General features: G+C 36.4%; 13 protein-coding genes and 1 pseudogene. 8 read left to right on the forward strand and 6 right to left on the reverse strand.

The window, feature by feature from the left end:
• Positions 1-4: 4 nt before the first annotated feature.
• The 8 genes from ACH3O9_RS14280 to ACH3O9_RS14315 all read left to right on the forward strand — a co-directional run bounded on the left by ACH3O9_RS14280 (position 5) and on the right by ACH3O9_RS14315 (position 5,997).
• Positions 5-1,339, forward strand: a complete 1,335-nt coding sequence (locus ACH3O9_RS14280; RefSeq protein WP_416441590.1) for a sigma-54-dependent transcriptional regulator — start codon at positions 5-7, stop codon at positions 1,337-1,339.
• A gap of 449 nt (positions 1,340-1,788) precedes the next feature.
• Entirely contained in the window at positions 1,789-2,169 is a 381-nt protein-coding gene (locus ACH3O9_RS14285; RefSeq protein WP_416441592.1) for a hypothetical protein, read from the forward strand.
• A gap of 17 nt (positions 2,170-2,186) precedes the next feature.
• Entirely contained in the window at positions 2,187-3,488 is a 1,302-nt protein-coding gene (locus tag ACH3O9_RS14290) for a Glu/Leu/Phe/Val family dehydrogenase (RefSeq protein ID WP_416441594.1), read from the forward strand.
• Positions 3,489-3,516: 28 nt separating this feature from the next.
• Positions 3,517-3,936, forward strand: coding sequence for a GreA/GreB family elongation factor (locus ACH3O9_RS14295; protein WP_416441596.1), 420 nt, complete (start codon positions 3,517-3,519; stop codon positions 3,934-3,936).
• Between the two features lie 12 nt (positions 3,937-3,948).
• Positions 3,949-4,380 carry a hypothetical protein gene (locus tag ACH3O9_RS14300; protein ID WP_416441598.1) on the forward strand — a complete coding sequence of 144 codons (432 nt, stop codon included), beginning with the start codon at positions 3,949-3,951 and terminating at the stop codon, positions 4,378-4,380.
• A gap of 11 nt (positions 4,381-4,391) precedes the next feature.
• Positions 4,392-4,781: a hypothetical protein gene (locus ACH3O9_RS14305; protein WP_416441600.1), complete on the forward strand. Its 390-nt coding sequence runs from the start codon at positions 4,392-4,394 to the stop codon at positions 4,779-4,781.
• Between the two features lie 12 nt (positions 4,782-4,793).
• The gene (locus ACH3O9_RS14310) at positions 4,794-5,636 is read left to right on the forward strand and encodes a hypothetical protein (protein ID WP_416441602.1); all 843 of its coding nucleotides are present in this window, start codon (positions 4,794-4,796) and stop codon (positions 5,634-5,636) included.
• Between the two features lie 136 nt (positions 5,637-5,772).
• Positions 5,773-5,997 carry a hypothetical protein gene (locus tag ACH3O9_RS14315; RefSeq protein WP_416446704.1) on the forward strand — a complete coding sequence of 75 codons (225 nt, stop codon included), beginning with the start codon at positions 5,773-5,775 and terminating at the stop codon, positions 5,995-5,997.
• A gap of 130 nt (positions 5,998-6,127) precedes the next feature.
• On the opposite strand, the gene ACH3O9_RS14320 is transcribed toward ACH3O9_RS14315, so the two are convergent.
• The 6 genes and pseudogenes from ACH3O9_RS14320 to ACH3O9_RS14345 all read right to left on the reverse strand — a co-directional run bounded on the left by ACH3O9_RS14320 (position 6,128) and on the right by ACH3O9_RS14345 (position 17,198).
• Complete coding sequence (locus ACH3O9_RS14320) at positions 6,128-7,609, reverse strand: potassium/proton antiporter (protein WP_416441604.1); 1,482 nt, start codon at positions 7,607-7,609, stop codon at positions 6,128-6,130.
• A 299-nt stretch (positions 7,610-7,908) separates the two neighbouring features.
• Complete coding sequence (locus ACH3O9_RS14325) at positions 7,909-8,418, reverse strand: DUF3124 domain-containing protein (protein WP_416441606.1); 510 nt, start codon at positions 8,416-8,418, stop codon at positions 7,909-7,911.
• A gap of 104 nt (positions 8,419-8,522) precedes the next feature.
• A pseudogene (locus tag ACH3O9_RS14330) lies at positions 8,523-8,759 on the reverse strand (fructose-bisphosphatase class I); the annotation flags it as partial.
• Positions 8,760-9,024: 265 nt separating this feature from the next.
• On the reverse strand, positions 9,025-9,897 hold the full coding sequence (locus ACH3O9_RS14335; protein WP_416441608.1) for a hypothetical protein: 873 nt from the start codon (positions 9,895-9,897) through the stop codon (positions 9,025-9,027).
• A gap of 74 nt (positions 9,898-9,971) precedes the next feature.
• Positions 9,972-15,527: an MBG domain-containing protein gene (locus ACH3O9_RS14340; RefSeq protein WP_416441610.1), complete on the reverse strand. Its 5,556-nt coding sequence runs from the start codon at positions 15,525-15,527 to the stop codon at positions 9,972-9,974.
• Between the two features lie 1,452 nt (positions 15,528-16,979).
• A complete protein-coding gene (locus ACH3O9_RS14345) occupies positions 16,980-17,198 on the reverse strand; it encodes a helix-turn-helix domain-containing protein (protein ID WP_416441612.1) in 219 nt (72 codons plus the stop codon).
• Positions 17,199-17,637 lie beyond the last annotated feature (439 nt).

Raw genomic sequence — 17,637 nt, forward strand, 5'->3', positions numbered from 1 at the left:
GCATATGCTACTTAAAAAAGAGAATATATTAATTGTAGATGACGATATAAATATTTTGGAGTTGTTGCAGCGCCATTTACAGTCATGGAACTACCATACATACGGAGCAGTTTCTGTAAAAGAAGCGGTTCAAATCTTAAGAGATACAAAAATTGATCTGTTGATTACAGATTTAAGGATGCCTGAAATAGATGGTTTTGAATTGATCAAATTTGTTTCAGAGCATTACCCTAAATTACCAAAGCTTGTTGTAACTGGGTATCCTTCAGTACAGGATTCGCTTGTGACTTTAAAAGCAGGGGTGATAGAATACCTTACAAAACCATTTACTAAAGATGAATTGGGTGCTGCTATAGATAAAGCACTTGGTGTTGAAGAAGATTCTAATAGGATTTTCTCGAAAGAAGTGATTAAAAAAGATAATACCTATGGTGAAATCATAGGGAAATCAGAAAAGATCAATGATATTATACAAATCATTGAACGTGTAAAAGATAATAAAGCAACAATTTTTATCAAGGGTGAAAGTGGTACGGGGAAAGAACTCGTGGCACGGGCCATTCACTATCAAGGTAAGTTTTCAAGAGCGCCATTTATAGCCGTAAATTGTGGGGGTATTCCAGAAAACCTGTTGGAAGCAGAACTTTTCGGTTATACAAAGGGTGCTTTTACCGGAGCAGAAAAAAACCGTGATGGATTCTTTCAAGCTGCCCATGGCGGCACCATTTTTTTAGATGAAATCGGCAACGCATCAACCGCGGTTCAAACTGGCTTATTGCGTGTGCTTCAGGAAAAAGAGGTTGTGAAAGTGGGGGCTCAAAAAGCAGAGAAAATTGATGTCCGTATTATTGCTGCGACCAATAGTGACCTAAAGAAAATGATTAAAAGAGAAAGTTTTAGAGAAGATCTTTTTTACAGACTTACGGTTGTTGAAATTAATGTCGCTCCACTAAGAGAGCGCAAAGATGATATTCCTTTATTGGCTGATAAATTTTTGTTCAAATATGGTATAGAATATAAGGACGGTTTTGTGAAAATAAGCCCAGAAGCTTTAGCTATTCTACAGCGCTATAACTGGCCTGGAAACATTAGAGAATTGGAGAATGTGATACAGCGTGCTGTAATTATGTGTGATAAAATTGTAGAGGTTGAGCATCTACCAGATTCGTTGAAGTTTCAAATTGACTTCCCAGACGATAAGTTGCTTCCACTTAAAGAGATAGAAAGGCGGTATATCCAAAAAGTGCTTAACGCCACAGATAATAATAAAACCAAAGCCGCCGCTATATTGGGTATTGATCGTAAAACGATACGACAAAAACTTTCAGATCATTTCTAAGTGATACATTTTACCCCATACGGGTAATTATGCACCACTTCCTATTTTGACTTATATTTATAAGTAGCATATAAACCCTTGTTTTACAGGGGTTTTATTGTTTGTAGGTGGTTTTTTATTTCCCATGGTACAACCATTGCATCTTGGTAAATAAATTAGAACAATGATTATGAAAGCCAATCCATTTAATATATGTCCTACTTGCATACATCGGGAAACCTGTGTGCTAACAGATCAAAAGAGCCAAGTTTGGTCATGTAGCGAATATGAAGAAGAAGGAACCCAAAAAAATATTTCCTCACAATCTAAAGAAGCCATTATCAAGGAACAGAAATCAGAAGTTGTTATCTGCTAAACCACTAAGAAGACATGTTTGTAAGCATAACGAATACACGAAATCAGCAATAAATCAGAAATCTATAATATATACAATCAATAAAATAAAAGCTATGAAACAATATTTAATCGCCAGCCTATTAATGTTAGGAACCCTAAACATGCAGGCTCAAATAAAGACTGATAATAAACAAACTGATAATAAACAAATCGTACAAGTGGGTGATGTAATGGAATTAAATAAACCACGATCAGGTAATTACAACTATGTCAAATTTCCTAAATCAAATTTTATAATAAAAAAAGGGGGTATTCCCAACTTTAAAGAATTGTATGGCGAAGAAGTACTTGTAACTGAAATTAAATCCACAAAAAATGATGCTACTAAGATTAAAATAAAAAGAAAAGACGGTAAAAAATTTTTCAATGCATTTCCCAGCGTAACCGTGATCTTGCCTGATGCTTTAGATGCAGGTGAAATAAAATTTAAATAAAAAATAATCTATTAAATATGTTGACAACATTAGAACCCAAGAATTCGAAGAAGAAATTACCTTTAAGAGGAATGATGGAAAATGTGATGGAGCAATTTAACAGTGCTGCAGATCACATTGATCTTCATCCAGATATTCGTAAAATATTAAGTATTACAAACAATGAGATTTTAGTCAATTTCCCGGTAAAAATGGATAATGGCGAAGTGGAGATTTTTACCGGATACCGCGTACAGCACAACAATGCATTGGGTCCTTATAAAGGGGGTCTCCGTTATCACCCTACAGTGGATATAGATGCAGCCAGAGCTCTAGCTATGTGGATGACCTGGAAAACATCTCTTGCCGGTTTGCCATACGGGGGAGGTAAAGGAGGTATTCAGTTAGATCCTTCTAAATATTCTCAGGGAGAACTCGAGCGTATCACTCGTAGGTTTACGTTTGCATTAGCAGATAATATTGGGCCAGAACATGATATTCCTGCTCCAGATGTAAATACGAATGGTCAAACAATGGCGTGGATTGCGGATACTTATATGAGCACGCGGCCACCGGCAGAACGAAGTGCGAACCAGCATGTGGTAACGGGTAAGCCTGATGGTAGTGGTGGTCTTGAAGGGCGCGATAGAGCTACGGGATATGGGGTGTTTTTGACCATCAAATTCTGGACACAGCGTAATAATGAAACACTTGAAGGTAAAAAATTCATTGTTCAAGGTTTTGGGAATGTAGGTTACTGGACCGCACATTTTCTTGAAAAGGAAGGTGCAAAATTGGTGGCGGTACAAGACGCCTTGGGTAGTGTGGAAAATCAAAATGGCATTAGCGTTGAAAATCTTTCAGACTATATTAAATCCAATAATGGAAGTGTTGTTGAATTTCCAGAAGCATACGCATTAGATAAAGAAGAGTTTTTTGGCACAGAATGCGACATCTGCATCCCGGCAGCATTGGGAAATCAGATTACAAAAGACAATGCCCCAAATATTAAAGCGCGTTTAATTGCTGAAGGTGCCAATGGACCTACCAACGTAGAGGGTGAGAAAATTTTATTGGAGAGCGGTATAACTATTATCCCAGACATATTGTGCAATTCTGGTGGAGTTGTAGGTAGCTATTTTGAATGGTTACAGAACCGAAATGGGGAGCTGTGGCAACTGGAAGAAGTAATGACAAAGCTTCATAAAAAGATGAAAGAATCTTTTGATAAAGTTTATGAATACTCTGAACGTGAATCTATTGATTTGCGTACGGCAGCTTATTGCATTGCCATTAAACGCATTGCAAAGGCTTACATCCAAAGAGGTATTTTCCCATAAACTATAATCCCCTAAAATATAAAAAGACATGAAGTACGGAAGCTTAATAATAGAAAAGAAGGAGTATGTGTATTTAAAGCGTATTCTAAATATTTCGGGTTATGCGGAAGATCTAGAAACTAGAAGATCAGTGGGAAAACTACTTGAAGAATTAAAAAGTGCAATGATAGTAGATGAAGTAGATATGCCTGAAGATGTTGTTCGTTTCAACAGTTCGGTTACGGTTTCTTCGAATAAAGGATGGAAAAAATCTTTACAGCTTGTTATACCCTCAGAGAAGGATTTGAAACACGATAAAATATCAATTCTTACCCCAATGGGCTCAGCCCTTGTAGGGTATTCAGAAGAAGATACAGTTGAGTGGGAATTTCCGAATGGAAGACAACATCTTAAAATTGATGTTGTAAAACAAGATGAGAATCAGAAGAGAATTGAAGTGCCTATTTAAAAAGAGAACATTATGAAAGCATTTGAAACACAAATATATAATCATGATCACGATGTAGATGTGAGCCATAAGATAAATACCATAGAACTGGATAATTGGATCAACCACTTAAAATACATCAAAAAGGAATTACAGAATCTTATTGATTTATGTGCAAATGATTTGAGCAAAAAACTGGGAGATGAAAGCATTCTTAAAAAATTTAAAAAGAAAAAAACTGAAAACGATACGTTATTGAGTGCCCTCCACAACTATATGAGTTCAAGAGATGGAATAGTCGAGTGTGAAGATACACAATGCGATATGGCATTTATCACAGATCATGAAAGTTACAGGCGCAGTTATTTATACCATTTAGACAAGTACAGAAGATTGAAGGATGAATTTTTTAGTAAAGTGAAGGGTAAGTTTTCATTGATTAATGATTTTCAAATTAATGACTAAGTAAAGCACAATTGAAAATCACATTGTCTTATAAAAATGACGCTCATAGAAAACTTTGCATTAAAAAAGATCTCATAGAATTGAGTCAATGGATCGATACAATCGAAAACATAAATGCTGAGTTCGATCATTTAAAATTAATCGAGAAACAACTCATTCAAAATAATACTATACGGATTCACCTTCAGGGTTTGCGTAGAAAAAATACTTTAGTAATGGGTTCATTCTGTCAATACGAGCAAGAATTAAGAAAAGAATTTATATATGGGAAGCAGGAATATGATTTGGCCAGAGCAAAAGAACACGAGAAAAGAAGAGATCATTATTCCGTATTGATACATGAGTTCAGAAAGCTAAAAAGAATAATTTATGAAAACCTATCTAAGTATCACCGCAGATAAAAAACAAATGTTATGAAAAAGATTCTTATACCACTGGATTTCAAATTCAATAGATACCATGCTATTGAATATGCAGTTAAATTTTTTAAACCAGAGGAGTGTGAATTTTATTTTCTCAATACATATACCTATAATATTGGGGGATTAAATGCCCTACAACTTCTGCAGGCAGATGATGATTGGTTTGAGAAACCAAAAAATGATTCTATTGATGGTTTGGGCGGTGTAATCCAAAAATTTACTCAAACCAGTCCAAACAAAAAGCACCGCTTCAATGCAATTTCTGAGTGTTCGGATTTGATTGAAGGTATCTGGAAAACAATCAAAGAAGTTAATATTGATTTAGTGATTCTTACCTTAAAAAACAGGATAGATAATAAAGTTGACAGATATAGCCGAAATGCAAAAAGAGTACTGGAAAATATCAGGGAATGTCCTGTTATGATAATACCTTCCTCTGCACATTTAAAGAAGTGTCCGGAATTTGTATTGATTTCCAACTTCGAAATCGAAATGCCTGAAGCCAAAATTGACAATTGGTACGAGCTTGTTAAAATTGCTAAAGGGACAGTCAAGCTCGTCGTTTTATGTGGATTAAACAGAATGACACCTATCCAAAAGGCTAATTTAAAAAAAGTTTGTTCTCAGATAGAGGTATATACAGGAACCTCAATAAGTACAGAATATCTAGAAACAGAAGATGATTTAAAACATTTTGTTAATAGCCATTCAGAATATATCATATGCGTTATGGACAGAAGACCAGATTTTTGGAGAAGATATGGTCTTAGTCAATCCAGGATAATCAATCTGGGTCCTTTCGAAGCTACGCCGTTAATAGCACTCCACCGTTAATTTATATCGATTAGTAAAAGAAAATTTAATAGAATTATATATAAATGTATTTTTTCATTATTATGGGAAGTGATGAATGAACCCCATATTTCATTAATTAAATTTGCAATATGGTTATATTAAGAAAAAGATGAAATTGGATATCGTACAAGAAGCTATTGATTTTGAAAAGTCAAAGATGAGCAATATGACTACCAGCGATCGTGTAAATGCATCACGTGAAGCAAAACGATTTATTTTAGGCATTAATGAAATTTATAAAGAAACGAATGATTCAGATTTAATGGATCTTATGAAACGGTTAACTGAAAAAAAGAAGAAAATAGAAGTACGGTTAAAGGGAAGGCAAGAAACTATTTAATTGATTGCTTTATTATAAAACATGCTTTTTTTAGAGATGTGCGCATAAAAAAGTATTGAAATCAAAATCTAATTCTGCTCTATTTATCTCGTTTTTTGATTTAATAAAAATGTTGAAATGAGAGTTTTCACTAAACTCTGCCTGGACTTGTGTATGGTTTAAATATCCTGTCTACTTCGTCAAAAATGCTAGACCTGTCAGCTAGAACAATGAGTATGTCTTCTGCTTCAATTCTTGTTGTACCGTTAGGTATTATATAGCCATCATCTCTTTTAATCATTGCTATAATTGCATTTTTAGGAAACCCTAGTTCTACAATTTTCTTATCTACTGCAAAGCAGTCACGAGTTATTAACATTTCTTTCATTTCGGCCTTAGGATTCTCTGCCAATAGTAAATCCGTTGGGGTCAATTTCTTGGCCTGTACGGGTAATGAAACATTTAGCCATTTTGCAACAATTGAAAGGGTCGTTCCTTGAATTAAAATGGATGTAACTGAAATGAAGAATACAACGTTAAAAATCATATGCGCCTTATCAATTCCCGCCAAAAGCGGATAAGTAGCAAAGACAATAGGAACAGCGCCCCGCAATCCAACCCAGGAAATGTAAAATCTTCGTCTCAATTTCATTTTGAAAAACATAAGGCTAAGAAATACACCAATAGGCCGAGCAACAAATATCAGAAATAATGAAATGAGTAGTCCAATACCCATATACGGGATGATTTGAGAAGGAAAAACAAGTAAACCTAAAGTTAGGAACAGAACAATTTGCATTAACCAGGCCAGGCCATCAAACATTTTCAAGATGGTTTTTTTATGTATTAGGTCCTGATTACCTAGGTAGACCGAACAAATATAAATGGCTAGAAATCCGTTACCACCCACAAAATCTGTGGCAGAAAATGTAATGAACATGAGGGCGATAACCAAAACAGGATAAAGCCCTTCAAAGTCAAGTTTTATCTTATTGATTATGAATTTGCTCAGCATACCAAAGGCAAAACCCGCGATACCACCCAGAATCATTTGTTGTAAAAATACCGGGATTATAGATAATACACTTTTGTCTTGATTGACTACTAAAGATAAAAATGCAATAGTCAACACATATGCCATAGGGTCGTTACTACCACTTTCTAATTCCAAAGTGGGTCTAAGATTGGTTTTTAAGGCGACGCTTTTTGAACGTAGAATTGAAAATACGGCTGCTGCATCGGTTGATGACACAATGGAACCCAATAACAGACTTTCATAAATTGTGAAGTCAGTAAGAAACCATACAAAGGTGCCTAAAGAAATTGCTGTTAGTAAAACACCAAATGTCGATAATACAATCCCTTCACGTAGAATAGGTTTTACGGTTGTCCAATGGGTATCAAGCCCCCCAGAAAACAAGATAAAGTTAAGGGATACTATGCCAATGAATTGAGCAAGTTTAGGATCATCAAAATGAATATCTCCTATACCATCAGAACCCGCCAACATTCCAATTGCTAAAAAGAGCAATAAAGTAGGAACACCAAACTTATAAGAAGTCTTACCTGCAACAATACTTACAATAAGCAGTAATGAGCCAATTAATAATATGTTTTCAATCGTTAAATGCATTATATTTCTTAATTCATAAAGATAAGAGGGTAACTATATTTATCCAATTCAGGTTTACTTCTTCAGAAATCTTTTTATTCTCCATAGAAAAAGGGTAATTCCACATGTGTATTTGAAAACATCTAAGGGAACCGGCATTCTTCCTAATTTCAAATGATAAAAAAAGGTAGTAGATGCACAAGCTGTTCTCTGCTTTTTACAATCAATTAAATCAGATTATTTTGTAATTTCAAGATATGCAGAAATTGATGAATGGGGGCGTTTACAGCAAAATGATTTGAGTAATGTATTGAGTGGTTTTATTTAACTCGTACTGCTTGTGTAGTAAATGAAAGTCCTTGTTGGCTCATCGTGGAGCTCATTATTGCTTCAAATAATGGTTCTGAGCAGTTTTTTGGTATTTTCCAATCAAACATAAAGTTTGATCCTGTGCCTCCAGAAATGTCTATTTCATCAATAATTATCTCTGTGGTTTCCATGGGTGCTAAAAATATGGGCTTGTCAAAATATTTTCTGATTGATTTTCCGTGAGTGTCGTAATATTCAGCTTTTAAAATATATATGGTATCCGAATCGCTGGTATTTCTTAAACTTACCATTGCTGTTAAGTTGTGAGTTTTATGTTCTGAAAGACTATAAATCTGTGAGTAAATAGAAAGATAAGATTTTCCGAATTCAAGCGAATCTTCTGTATTTATTACCGCGTTTCGTTTTGACCAGTTTTCTGGGTTCATCGAACTAACTTCTTTATTTTCATTACAACTGAAAATAAAAAGCACTATTAATAATGATAAATAACTTATTTTCATTCTGGTCTATATAAGTTTTGTAAAAATACGCGATATTATTAAGTATAAATTACAATTCATTCTTGAGGTTTAAAAAGTACACGTATCATTAATTATAAAACATTTTATCTTAAAAATAAATGTGCCTGTCTCATTAAATTCTCGCTCCCGCAATAAAAAGGAACGCGCTGGTGAAGCTGGGTGGGCTGGTGATCAAGAATACTTTCATGACCATTCCTACATACTCCTCCTGCTTGCTCAGTAATAAATGCTTTAGGATTGCATTCGTAAAGAATACGTAATTTTCCTTCTGGTGCGGTAGTACCTTGAGGATAAAAATAGATACCTCCCAGGAGCATATTTAATAGTAGTTTTTATATTATTATGATAACGGCATAATAAAGGATGAACCTAAATATTTTACAAAAGGTTTAAATCTTGAAAACGAGAAATTAATGTATAGTATATGTTGTTTCCTGAGATTTATTAGTTCAAGTCTTGCAAAAATTCTATAGGGCTCCACGCAAATTCTATGAAGTAGCCTAATTGATGAATGATTCAGTGAAGTCCAAACCTTCTAAATACCTGGCGCTATCATTGATTTTTAATTGTTGTGTAATTTGCTCACTACCAATCAAAACCATATCTAAGTTTAACACCATACGAGACGGGTTTAATATCATTAAGGTAAGCAGTAGAGTTGTTTTGATTACACGAGGTAAATACTGAATTAAAAGTAAAAGTATCTGGCTCTTCAGTACGATAATCTATAAGGTTTTGATCCTTTTCAATTTTGTTGATATTATTTAAACCGTAATCGAGATAAATACCTAAATAAACAGAGTTTTTAGGGGTTAAAACCTGTTTTATGCCTGCTTCAAAAATGGTGCTGAAAGCTGTTTTTAATTGAAGATCACCTTCTGTTATATCCTGATTATTCTGATTAACAAAACCCATAAATGCAGGATTAAAAAGTTCTGCATTATACTGCTGATAAAAGCCACTTGTTCTCAACGACCGATAGTAGCCATCATATTTGGCAGATAACATGAAACCTGCCTGTGCACCAACTGTGGCATAAAATCGGGTTCCGGTACCAGTAGTTTCAAATTGGATTTGCAGGGGGATATTCGCATAATAAGCTCGCTGTTGCTCGACATAATTCATGGCAACATAGCGAAATTCAAATGTTTCACCTTCCAGGTCTGTAGTCGTATAGGAATCGCTTAATGTATGAAAGTTTGCACCCGACTCATAATATTGAATAGAACCTCCGGTAATTATGCTGATATTAGACGACAAATAGCGACTGTAACTAATACCTATTGCGCCGCCATCGCCCTGAATGGTTGTCGCCCCTTCTAAATCATATTTCAAAGTAGAAATAGTTCCCTTGGCAAAAATTGATAACTCATTATTCTGCTGGGCGTTTACCTGATTAAAACTTGCCAATCCCACGATTAGGGCGATTATATAATATATTTTATTATTAGATTTCATTTGTTGTTTTATAAGTGTTGTACAATTCTTTCAATTATATCCCGCTCGCTGGTTAGAAAGCGGGATTTGTAATTTTACTGTACAATAAGTTTGAAGGATTTTTCTCTTGAATTTGTTTTTGCTATTACCATGTAAGCTCCTGCCGGTAGATCTGGTATTTGAACTTCTGTTACCTTTAAATTAGACTGCACACTTTGTAATGCAACACCAGATAAGTTGTAAACTGTTATTTGTAAGGTGTTAAGTTCGTCTTTTGGCAAATCTGCCAGAAGGGTAAAGTTTCCTCCCACAGAAACAGGATTAGGGTAAGCCTTCATAGAAAAAGATTCTTTTAACTGGATCTGGGTACTACAGGTCTGTAAAATTTCTCCATCTTCAGTTGTCATCTCTACTTTGAAAACATCATTAGGATTCAGCCTATCTCCGCGATCGTCACCTGCTGAATAATATTGGTTTTTACTTACTATATCCCCATTTTTATACCAAACATATTTAGTAAACCTATACCCCCCGTTAGTTTCCGGATTGTTGTTTACCAGCAGAACATTATTGAATTTCTGAATAACGATATCTTCAAAATTAAAGCGCTTCTCGACGGTAATCTCATAAGACTGTGATGCCACACCATTTTGAGAAATTACATCAACTTTTTGATGATACAGGCCGGGAGCCGGAGTGTTAATATTGAATTTCTTTGACGGACTTACAGCTGCATTGGGCTCAGTTTCAACCTCGATCTCCATACTTGTTGAGATGTCGTCACATTCAATTAAGTAATAGATTTTGCTATTAGGTTTATCGTAAACCTTTTTGTTAATCATTAATTTATGCGCAAGAGCATCATTACTTTCAATAGTAAGTATTCTGGTAATGTCTTCTGCCGGCAGATAATTATTGTTTCCTTGTTGTGAGGCAGTAATGGTTACCTCTCCTGAAGATATTAGATTTACAAACCCGGTTGTAGTAATTAAAGCTGGTGAATCATTGCCATTAAACGTATAATCATAACTTACTGATAAACCTGAAGAAGCTTTAGCTTCTAACTGAAAATCTTCATCTTTTTCCAGCTTTTTTAATGGTATTGCATCAAAAGAAATATGTTGTGAAGCTTTATCAATTGTCAGCGTAGCCGTGAGAACTTTGTCATTATAGTTGTTTTGGGTAATTCTGGCAGTTACTGGGTATGTCCCGGCATTGATTTGACCATTGTTATTATATTCTACGGTTGCACCATCAGGAAGATTAGTTACCTCTAATGAATGTACCATTCCGTCGTAGGTGAACATCTTACTTTGCAGGGCAAGATCTTTAAACTCGGCATCGCTAATGATTAAAGAAACTTCTTTTGTAGCAGCCTTATAATTTCTCGTTTCCTGAGCTGCAATAGTTATTTTATAAGTACCTGAATTGATATAACCTTGCTCGGGAGAATAGGTCAGTGCTGTTTCCTCATGATTAAGACCGGCTACTGTATTTTTAATCTTACCGTCAAATATGTAAGTCTGAATTTCATCTGCGGTAATTATAGCTTTTGCCCGGGTTATTGTCAGTTTTGCCTTACTGAATGCAAGTTCATAATTGCTGCTAACTTCCAGGGTTCCCTGACTGATTTCATATTCCGCCACATCTTCTCCAGCTTCACGTACAAGTGATCCGGTAATTGCATCGCTGCCTACCAAGGCTCCTGAAGTGATGGTATAAGTAAGGGCAGGATCAGTTTCTCCATAGATCTTGGTTTTTGCATCTGCTGCAATGCTTATCGCCGCCTTTGTGATGGTCAGTTTTGCCTTGCTGAATGCAAGTTCATAGTTGCTGCTAACTTCCAAAGTTCCCTGATTGATTTCGTATTCCGCCACATCTTCTCCAGATTCACGTACGAGTGCACCGGTAATAGCATCGCTGCCTACCAGGGCTCCTGAAGTAATGGTGTAGGTGAGAGCAGGATCTGTTTCTCCATAGACCTTGGTCTTTGCATCTGCTGCAATGCTGATCGCTGCCTTTGTGATAGTCAGTTTTGCCTTACTGAATGCAAGTTCATAGTTGCTGCTCACTTCCAGGGTTCCCTGATTGATTTCGTATTCTGCCACGTCTTCCCCAGCTTCACGTACGAGTGCACCGGTAATTGCATCGCTGCCTACCAGGGCTCCTGAAGTAATGGTGTAGGTGAGGGCAGGATCAGTTTCTCCATAGATCTTTGTTTTTGCATCTGCTGCAATGCTGATCGCCGCCTTTGTAATGGTCAATTTTGCCTTACTGAATGCAAGTTCATAGTTGCTGCTCACTTCCAGGGTTCCCTGATTGATTCCGTATTCTGCCACGTCTTCTCCAGCTTCACGTACGAGTGCACCGGTAATAGCATCGCTGCCTACCAGGGCTCCTGAAGTAATGGTGTAGGTAAGGGCAGGATCAGTATTTCCATAGATCTTGGTCTTGGCATCTGCTGCAATGCTGATCGCCGCCTTTGTAATGGTCAATTTTTCCTTGCTGAATGAAAGCTCATAATTGCTGCTAACTTCCAAAGTTCCCTGATTGATTCCGTATTCTGCCACGTCTTCTCCAGCTTCACGTACGAGTGCACCGGTAATTTCATCGCTGCCTACCAGGGCTCCTGAAGTGATGGTATAAGTAAGGGCAGGATCAGTTTCTCCATAGATCTTGGTCTTTGTCTCTGCTGCAATGCTGATCGCTGCCTTTGTGATGGTCAGTTTTGCCTTGCTGAATGCAAGTTCATAATTGCTGCTAACTTCCAAAGTTCCCTGATTGATTCCGTATTCTGCCACATCTTCTCCAGATTCACGTACGAGTGCACCGGTAATAGCATCGCTGCCTACCAGGGCTCCTGAAGTAATGGTGTAGGTGAGAGCAGGATCTGTTTCTCCATAGACCTTGGTCTTTGCATCTGCTGCAATGCTGATCGCTGCCTTTGTGATAGTCAGTTTTGCCTTACTGAATGCAAGTTCATAGTTGCTGCTCACTTCCAGGGTTCCCTGATTGATTTCGTATTCCGCCACGTCTTCTCCTGACTCACGTGCGAGTGCACCGGTAATTGCATCGCTGCCTACCAAGGCTCCTGAAGTAATGGTGTAGGTGAGGGCAGGATCTGCTTCTCCATAGATCTTTGTTTTTGCATCTGCTGCAATGCTGATCGCTGCTTTGTCTACCTCTAAGGTTTGAGTAATGGGGGAGGCAGCAAAATAGTTGTCATTTCCTTCCTGGGTGGCAGTTATTTTTGTACTTCCGGCTTTAAGAATCGTTGCCTCATTACCAGTGATTGAGACAACATTAGGATCTTGAGCTGTATATGTTACAGTTAATCCCTGGTCTGTTTTTTCATTGCCTAACGTAAATTTATTATCACCATAGACCTTCGAGGCAATTTCAGGGAAAGTTATATTTTGATTTAATTTATTGATGGTAGTAAAAGACCATGTATTTGATGCGACCCCGGGAAAATTATTTTCATAGGTATCTTTAACAACACCGTTGCTTAGGGTTACAAAGATTTTGGTATTAACAGGAAGTTTTTTAGTTAAGTTTAAAGAGAGGGTGAGACCGTCCTCTGAAATTGAAAATTGATCACGCTCTTCTTGTATTGTCAAGTCATAAGTTTGTATAACCCCTTCGCTATCTGAAAGAGTCACAGTCCCGGTTTCATTCAAACTAACAGTCTCGTCAAAAGTCACGGCTATAGACGGTTGTAGATCGACATTTGTTGCATTGTCTGCTGGATCAAATGTTTGTACTACAGGGCCTGTTTTATCTGTAACTTGTATAGTAAACTCCTGAGTAGAACTGCCCGCTTCATTAGTAGCTTTAATTACTACAGGATGTGCTCCTAATTGCGATTTTCCAGGGATTCCCGATAAAATTGCACCTGTTTGTAGTCTGTACACCTGATTGGAACTAAATATAGCATAAACCAATGCTCCCGATGAAGTGAACGATATACTCCAGACATCATCGGTATTACTTTCTGAAATTGTTTCAAATATGGACCATGTGGGGTCATATTTTCGTACTCCGCCCCCGCTTAATGACAAGTAAAAATTTCCATTAGAATCAATTTTAACCGATGTCACATCATTTGGCAAGTCGCTAAGTACAGAGGTGAGGGAAGTACCGTCATATTTTAAGACGCTTCTTCCCCCGTAAGTCGCAATATATAGATTGTCATTCTCGTCCAGACACATACCGAAAGGTCCATAACTAGGTATACCATCTGTACTATCTAAAATAACCTCTCCGCTTTTGGTGGTTTTATCAATTTTAATGATTTGTCTGCCACTATAATTCGCAGCGTAGATATAGTTGTCTTTTTCTGCCAATGAGAGGATACCACCACTTACAGAATAGAAGGTTTCTTCGCTCGCTTCCGGATTATTTATTGGGATGCGCGTAATAGAGTTGGCGGCATTATAGTACCTTGGGATGTATACATAGCCGTCAGAAATCATAAGTGCATATACAGAGCCAGGCGTCAAATCCGCTTTCCAAGATATCGTGTTCCCATCAGGGGTTATTTTAAAGATTTCAGTTCCGTTTTGTCTTATAGCATATATATTCCCATTATCATCACCGGCCACACCACTTAAATATGCACCTGAAGGAATTGCTCCTACCGCAGTAGCAGAACTTTGACCGTTTGAACTAAAACTTAACCATTCCGGCAAGGTTGTGGCTGTAAGTGTAGTTTCCAGATCTCCTTCCTGTGAGGCTACAATGGAATAAGAATAATTATCATTATATTCTACTTCTGTTACAGGCGAGGAGCTTATGCCGGGTTCTTTAGATGTCTTAAAATTTACCTGAGTGCCGTAAGTGGTGCCATCTGCATTAGTAGCGTAGGTTCGAACGTAATAAACGGTATTTTTGTTAAGATTAGTTATATTTTTTTGAAAAGACCCTATACCTGTACCTGATTCTATTTTAGATTCCGAAGTAGTAGGATTGCCTGCAGTATTGTAAACGAATCCGCGATCAGTTACAGTTGAGCCACCATCATTAGTCACCTCTCCTGAAAAAGTTGCTGTTTCCCCTAAAATATTGCTAATTGTGACGCTGCTGACTGCAGGGGTGGAGACAGCCGCGGGACCAACTACCAAATTGTCGAAATTCAGATTAAGAAGGCCGGAAAAATTAAGAGTTACTGATGTCACTCTAACATTTTTATTTAAAGTCACCTGAGAATTGATACTGTAAGTTTCGCTGGGCAGACTTGAACCATTATATGAAACAGACAGATAAGGAGGATCATAAGATGAGGAGTTCGTATACTTCAACCATACTCCATAAAATTGAAATTTTTCGCCATCCTTTCTTTTGATGACAACATTAGTGGTTGCAGCGGTGCTATAAAGAATATTAGAACTGTTATCAGAGCCGCCCGTATTGGCAAATTCCCACCCACCATTACCGGCATTGGTTATCTGATAGTCTACACCACCTATGTTTACTTCAGCAGTTTGCTTCCAAGATGGCATCCCGGAATATTCTATAAATGTAGGGGCGGAAGTAAATTGTTCGGTCGTTTGAGCCTTTATGATCGGTGTGAATGAACAGATGAAAATAAAATAAAAATATGGCGAGTTAAACAACTGCCATAAATTGAAGAGAGGAGTTTTTTGTTTCATTGTTGTAATAAATCGTTTGAAATGGGTTAAAAATTGACTTTATATAAATTTTGAGGCAAATAATGTAGTGCTAGTGAGGAATCAATAAATAAGTTTGATCATCGATTCTATTTGTAAGTCTTAACTTACTGAGTAGGTATGTATTCACAGTTATGAGTATCAATAATTGGGGTGTAAATATTAGAAAGTTATTTTTAATTTAAAATAAAAATTCACATTTTTTTCACATTTAAATGGAATTAAACGTTTATATGTGTTTTTAGAAGAGTTTTTGATCTGAATTTATAGTGAATGTTAAAATGAGGTATTGTCAGAAATGAACTTTGAAAGGGATGATTTTAATATTTAGAAGTAATTAATTAAGCCTAATTTATTTATTTCATCATCGTGTTTTATACCGTTGGGATAAATGCGCTTGTTGCATTTTCTAAACTTCATCGAGATATTGACCCCCAAATTTGATCTGATCAAAACTATTTTGGTTTATTCGATCAATTGTGTGCATTAATTTTTTGTGCCTGGTATCTTCAACCGAAAAGAAAGATAATTGCTTAGTATCATCGGGAATGAGAGCAAGAGCAATAAGGCCGGCTTTTTGTAATGATGTCCCGTTTTAAAAATAGGTTGTATTCCTTCTATGGCAACTTTGGTTAGAGTAGGGTAGAATTTGAAGCTACCCGCAAATGCATAGTTATTCCCGGATTATATTGTGTCAGATCTTGTCATGCTGGTTAGTCTGCAAAAAAGTATAAGATCTGTGCGCAGCTTTAAGGAAATTTTAGATGCAGGTGTCGCGATGCGCTCGTGTATGTATTCATCATTTTCATACATGTGCTCAAAAGAGCGAGTTACGGCAATTTTTTTGGGTCACTTCTTCCAGGTTCAAGGTAGGTATTCCATTAAGATCACGTTGCAGCCGTTGACCAACGATAGTCATTTCCTTTAAAACATACTGATTGGGTAGTTGTACTAATTCCATGCGCTTTGCACATTAATATACTGAAGTTTATTTTAGTAACTTTTCCTATGCCCCAGACATCTCCAATAGTTGTCCACTTTAATGCTTTTCTATTTATGGGGAGAGTCCAGAACATAGGTTCCATTCGTACGAGTTGCAAATTTTTTAGCAATTTTACTGGCTACTTTAGCCAGGGATTTAGTGGCTATTCCAATGCTAATGGGAATAACTGTATTCTTCTGATCTTACTTATCATCTGTAGGCCATATGCGTCCAGGTTATATAGGTTAAACCGGTTCAATTTCAGAAATATCTCATCGATCGAATAGATTTTCATGTCAGGGGAAAAATCAGAGAGTAAATTCATAACCCTATTCTCATATCCCCATATAAAGCATAGTTACTGGAAAATACGTGTATCCTATGTTTTCACAACCATCGTTATTAGATAGAACAACAACCGGTTTACCGATAAGGGTTGGATTAAAGACACGTTAGCAGGAAGCGTAAAAATTGTTACAGTCTACAAGGGCAAAAATGCTATAGGTTTTTGATAACATTTTAACCACCCATTTTTTTATTTCCCGGGTAATGCAGAATCTTGATCTAAAGAGCTTTTTTGAGATAAAGGATTTGGACTTGTTCTCCTCTAAAAGAGTATGGATTATGACTCTTTCTTTAAGGTTTAAACGTTTGTATTTTTTGATAGCCATACAACAAATCTAAAATTTTGATTTGTTGCGTTAAGTTCTTGAATTCGGGCAATAATTCTATTAACAGTATTTAGTTCCATAGCATATTATGCAATTTTAAAAATAAAACCCAATTAGTATTTATGTTGGGACTCTAATGTTGTCGCCAACTTTAGCATCAATGATCACATTGAAAATTAGAAAGAGGCCTATTCCAAGTTTACCATGGAGTTTAAAAGGATTAAAATACTTAAGACGCTCCTATTTCACAGCCATATTGTATGTTTCGATAAATAGCGATTTTCAGAAATATCTAACTTACCTTTTGGTATGGTATATTTTAAAGGGTTAATACAGGATAATGAGCTGTATTCATATAAATACCTATCGAGAAATGTATTCTTCTCAAGACTTATACAATTGAAAAAATGAAGGTAATGGTTTATCTTAAAGTAAGATT

Source organism: Leeuwenhoekiella sp. A16 (assembly GCF_047946675.1).
Lineage (GTDB): Bacteria > Bacteroidota > Bacteroidia > Flavobacteriales > Flavobacteriaceae > Leeuwenhoekiella.

Coding starts and splice junctions, on each gene's coding strand:
- ACH3O9_RS14320 (WP_416441604.1), bottom strand. CDS start 7,609: ATGCATTTAACGATTGAAAACATATTATTAATTGGCTCATTACTGCTT.
- ACH3O9_RS14295 (WP_416441596.1), top strand. CDS start 3,517: ATGAAGTACGGAAGCTTAATAATAGAAAAGAAGGAGTATGTGTATTTA.
- ACH3O9_RS14310 (WP_416441602.1), top strand. CDS start 4,794: ATGAAAAAGATTCTTATACCACTGGATTTCAAATTCAATAGATACCAT.
- ACH3O9_RS14280 (WP_416441590.1), top strand. CDS start 5: ATGCTACTTAAAAAAGAGAATATATTAATTGTAGATGACGATATAAAT.
- ACH3O9_RS14285 (WP_416441592.1), top strand. CDS start 1,789: ATGAAACAATATTTAATCGCCAGCCTATTAATGTTAGGAACCCTAAAC.
- ACH3O9_RS14345 (WP_416441612.1), bottom strand. CDS start 17,198: ATGGCTATCAAAAAATACAAACGTTTAAACCTTAAAGAAAGAGTCATA.
- ACH3O9_RS14340 (WP_416441610.1), bottom strand. CDS start 15,527: ATGAAACAAAAAACTCCTCTCTTCAATTTATGGCAGTTGTTTAACTCG.
- ACH3O9_RS14290 (WP_416441594.1), top strand. CDS start 2,187: ATGTTGACAACATTAGAACCCAAGAATTCGAAGAAGAAATTACCTTTA.
- ACH3O9_RS14335 (WP_416441608.1), bottom strand. CDS start 9,897: ATGAAATCTAATAATAAAATATATTATATAATCGCCCTAATCGTGGGA.
- ACH3O9_RS14325 (WP_416441606.1), bottom strand. CDS start 8,418: ATGAAAATAAGTTATTTATCATTATTAATAGTGCTTTTTATTTTCAGT.
- ACH3O9_RS14300 (WP_416441598.1), top strand. CDS start 3,949: ATGAAAGCATTTGAAACACAAATATATAATCATGATCACGATGTAGAT.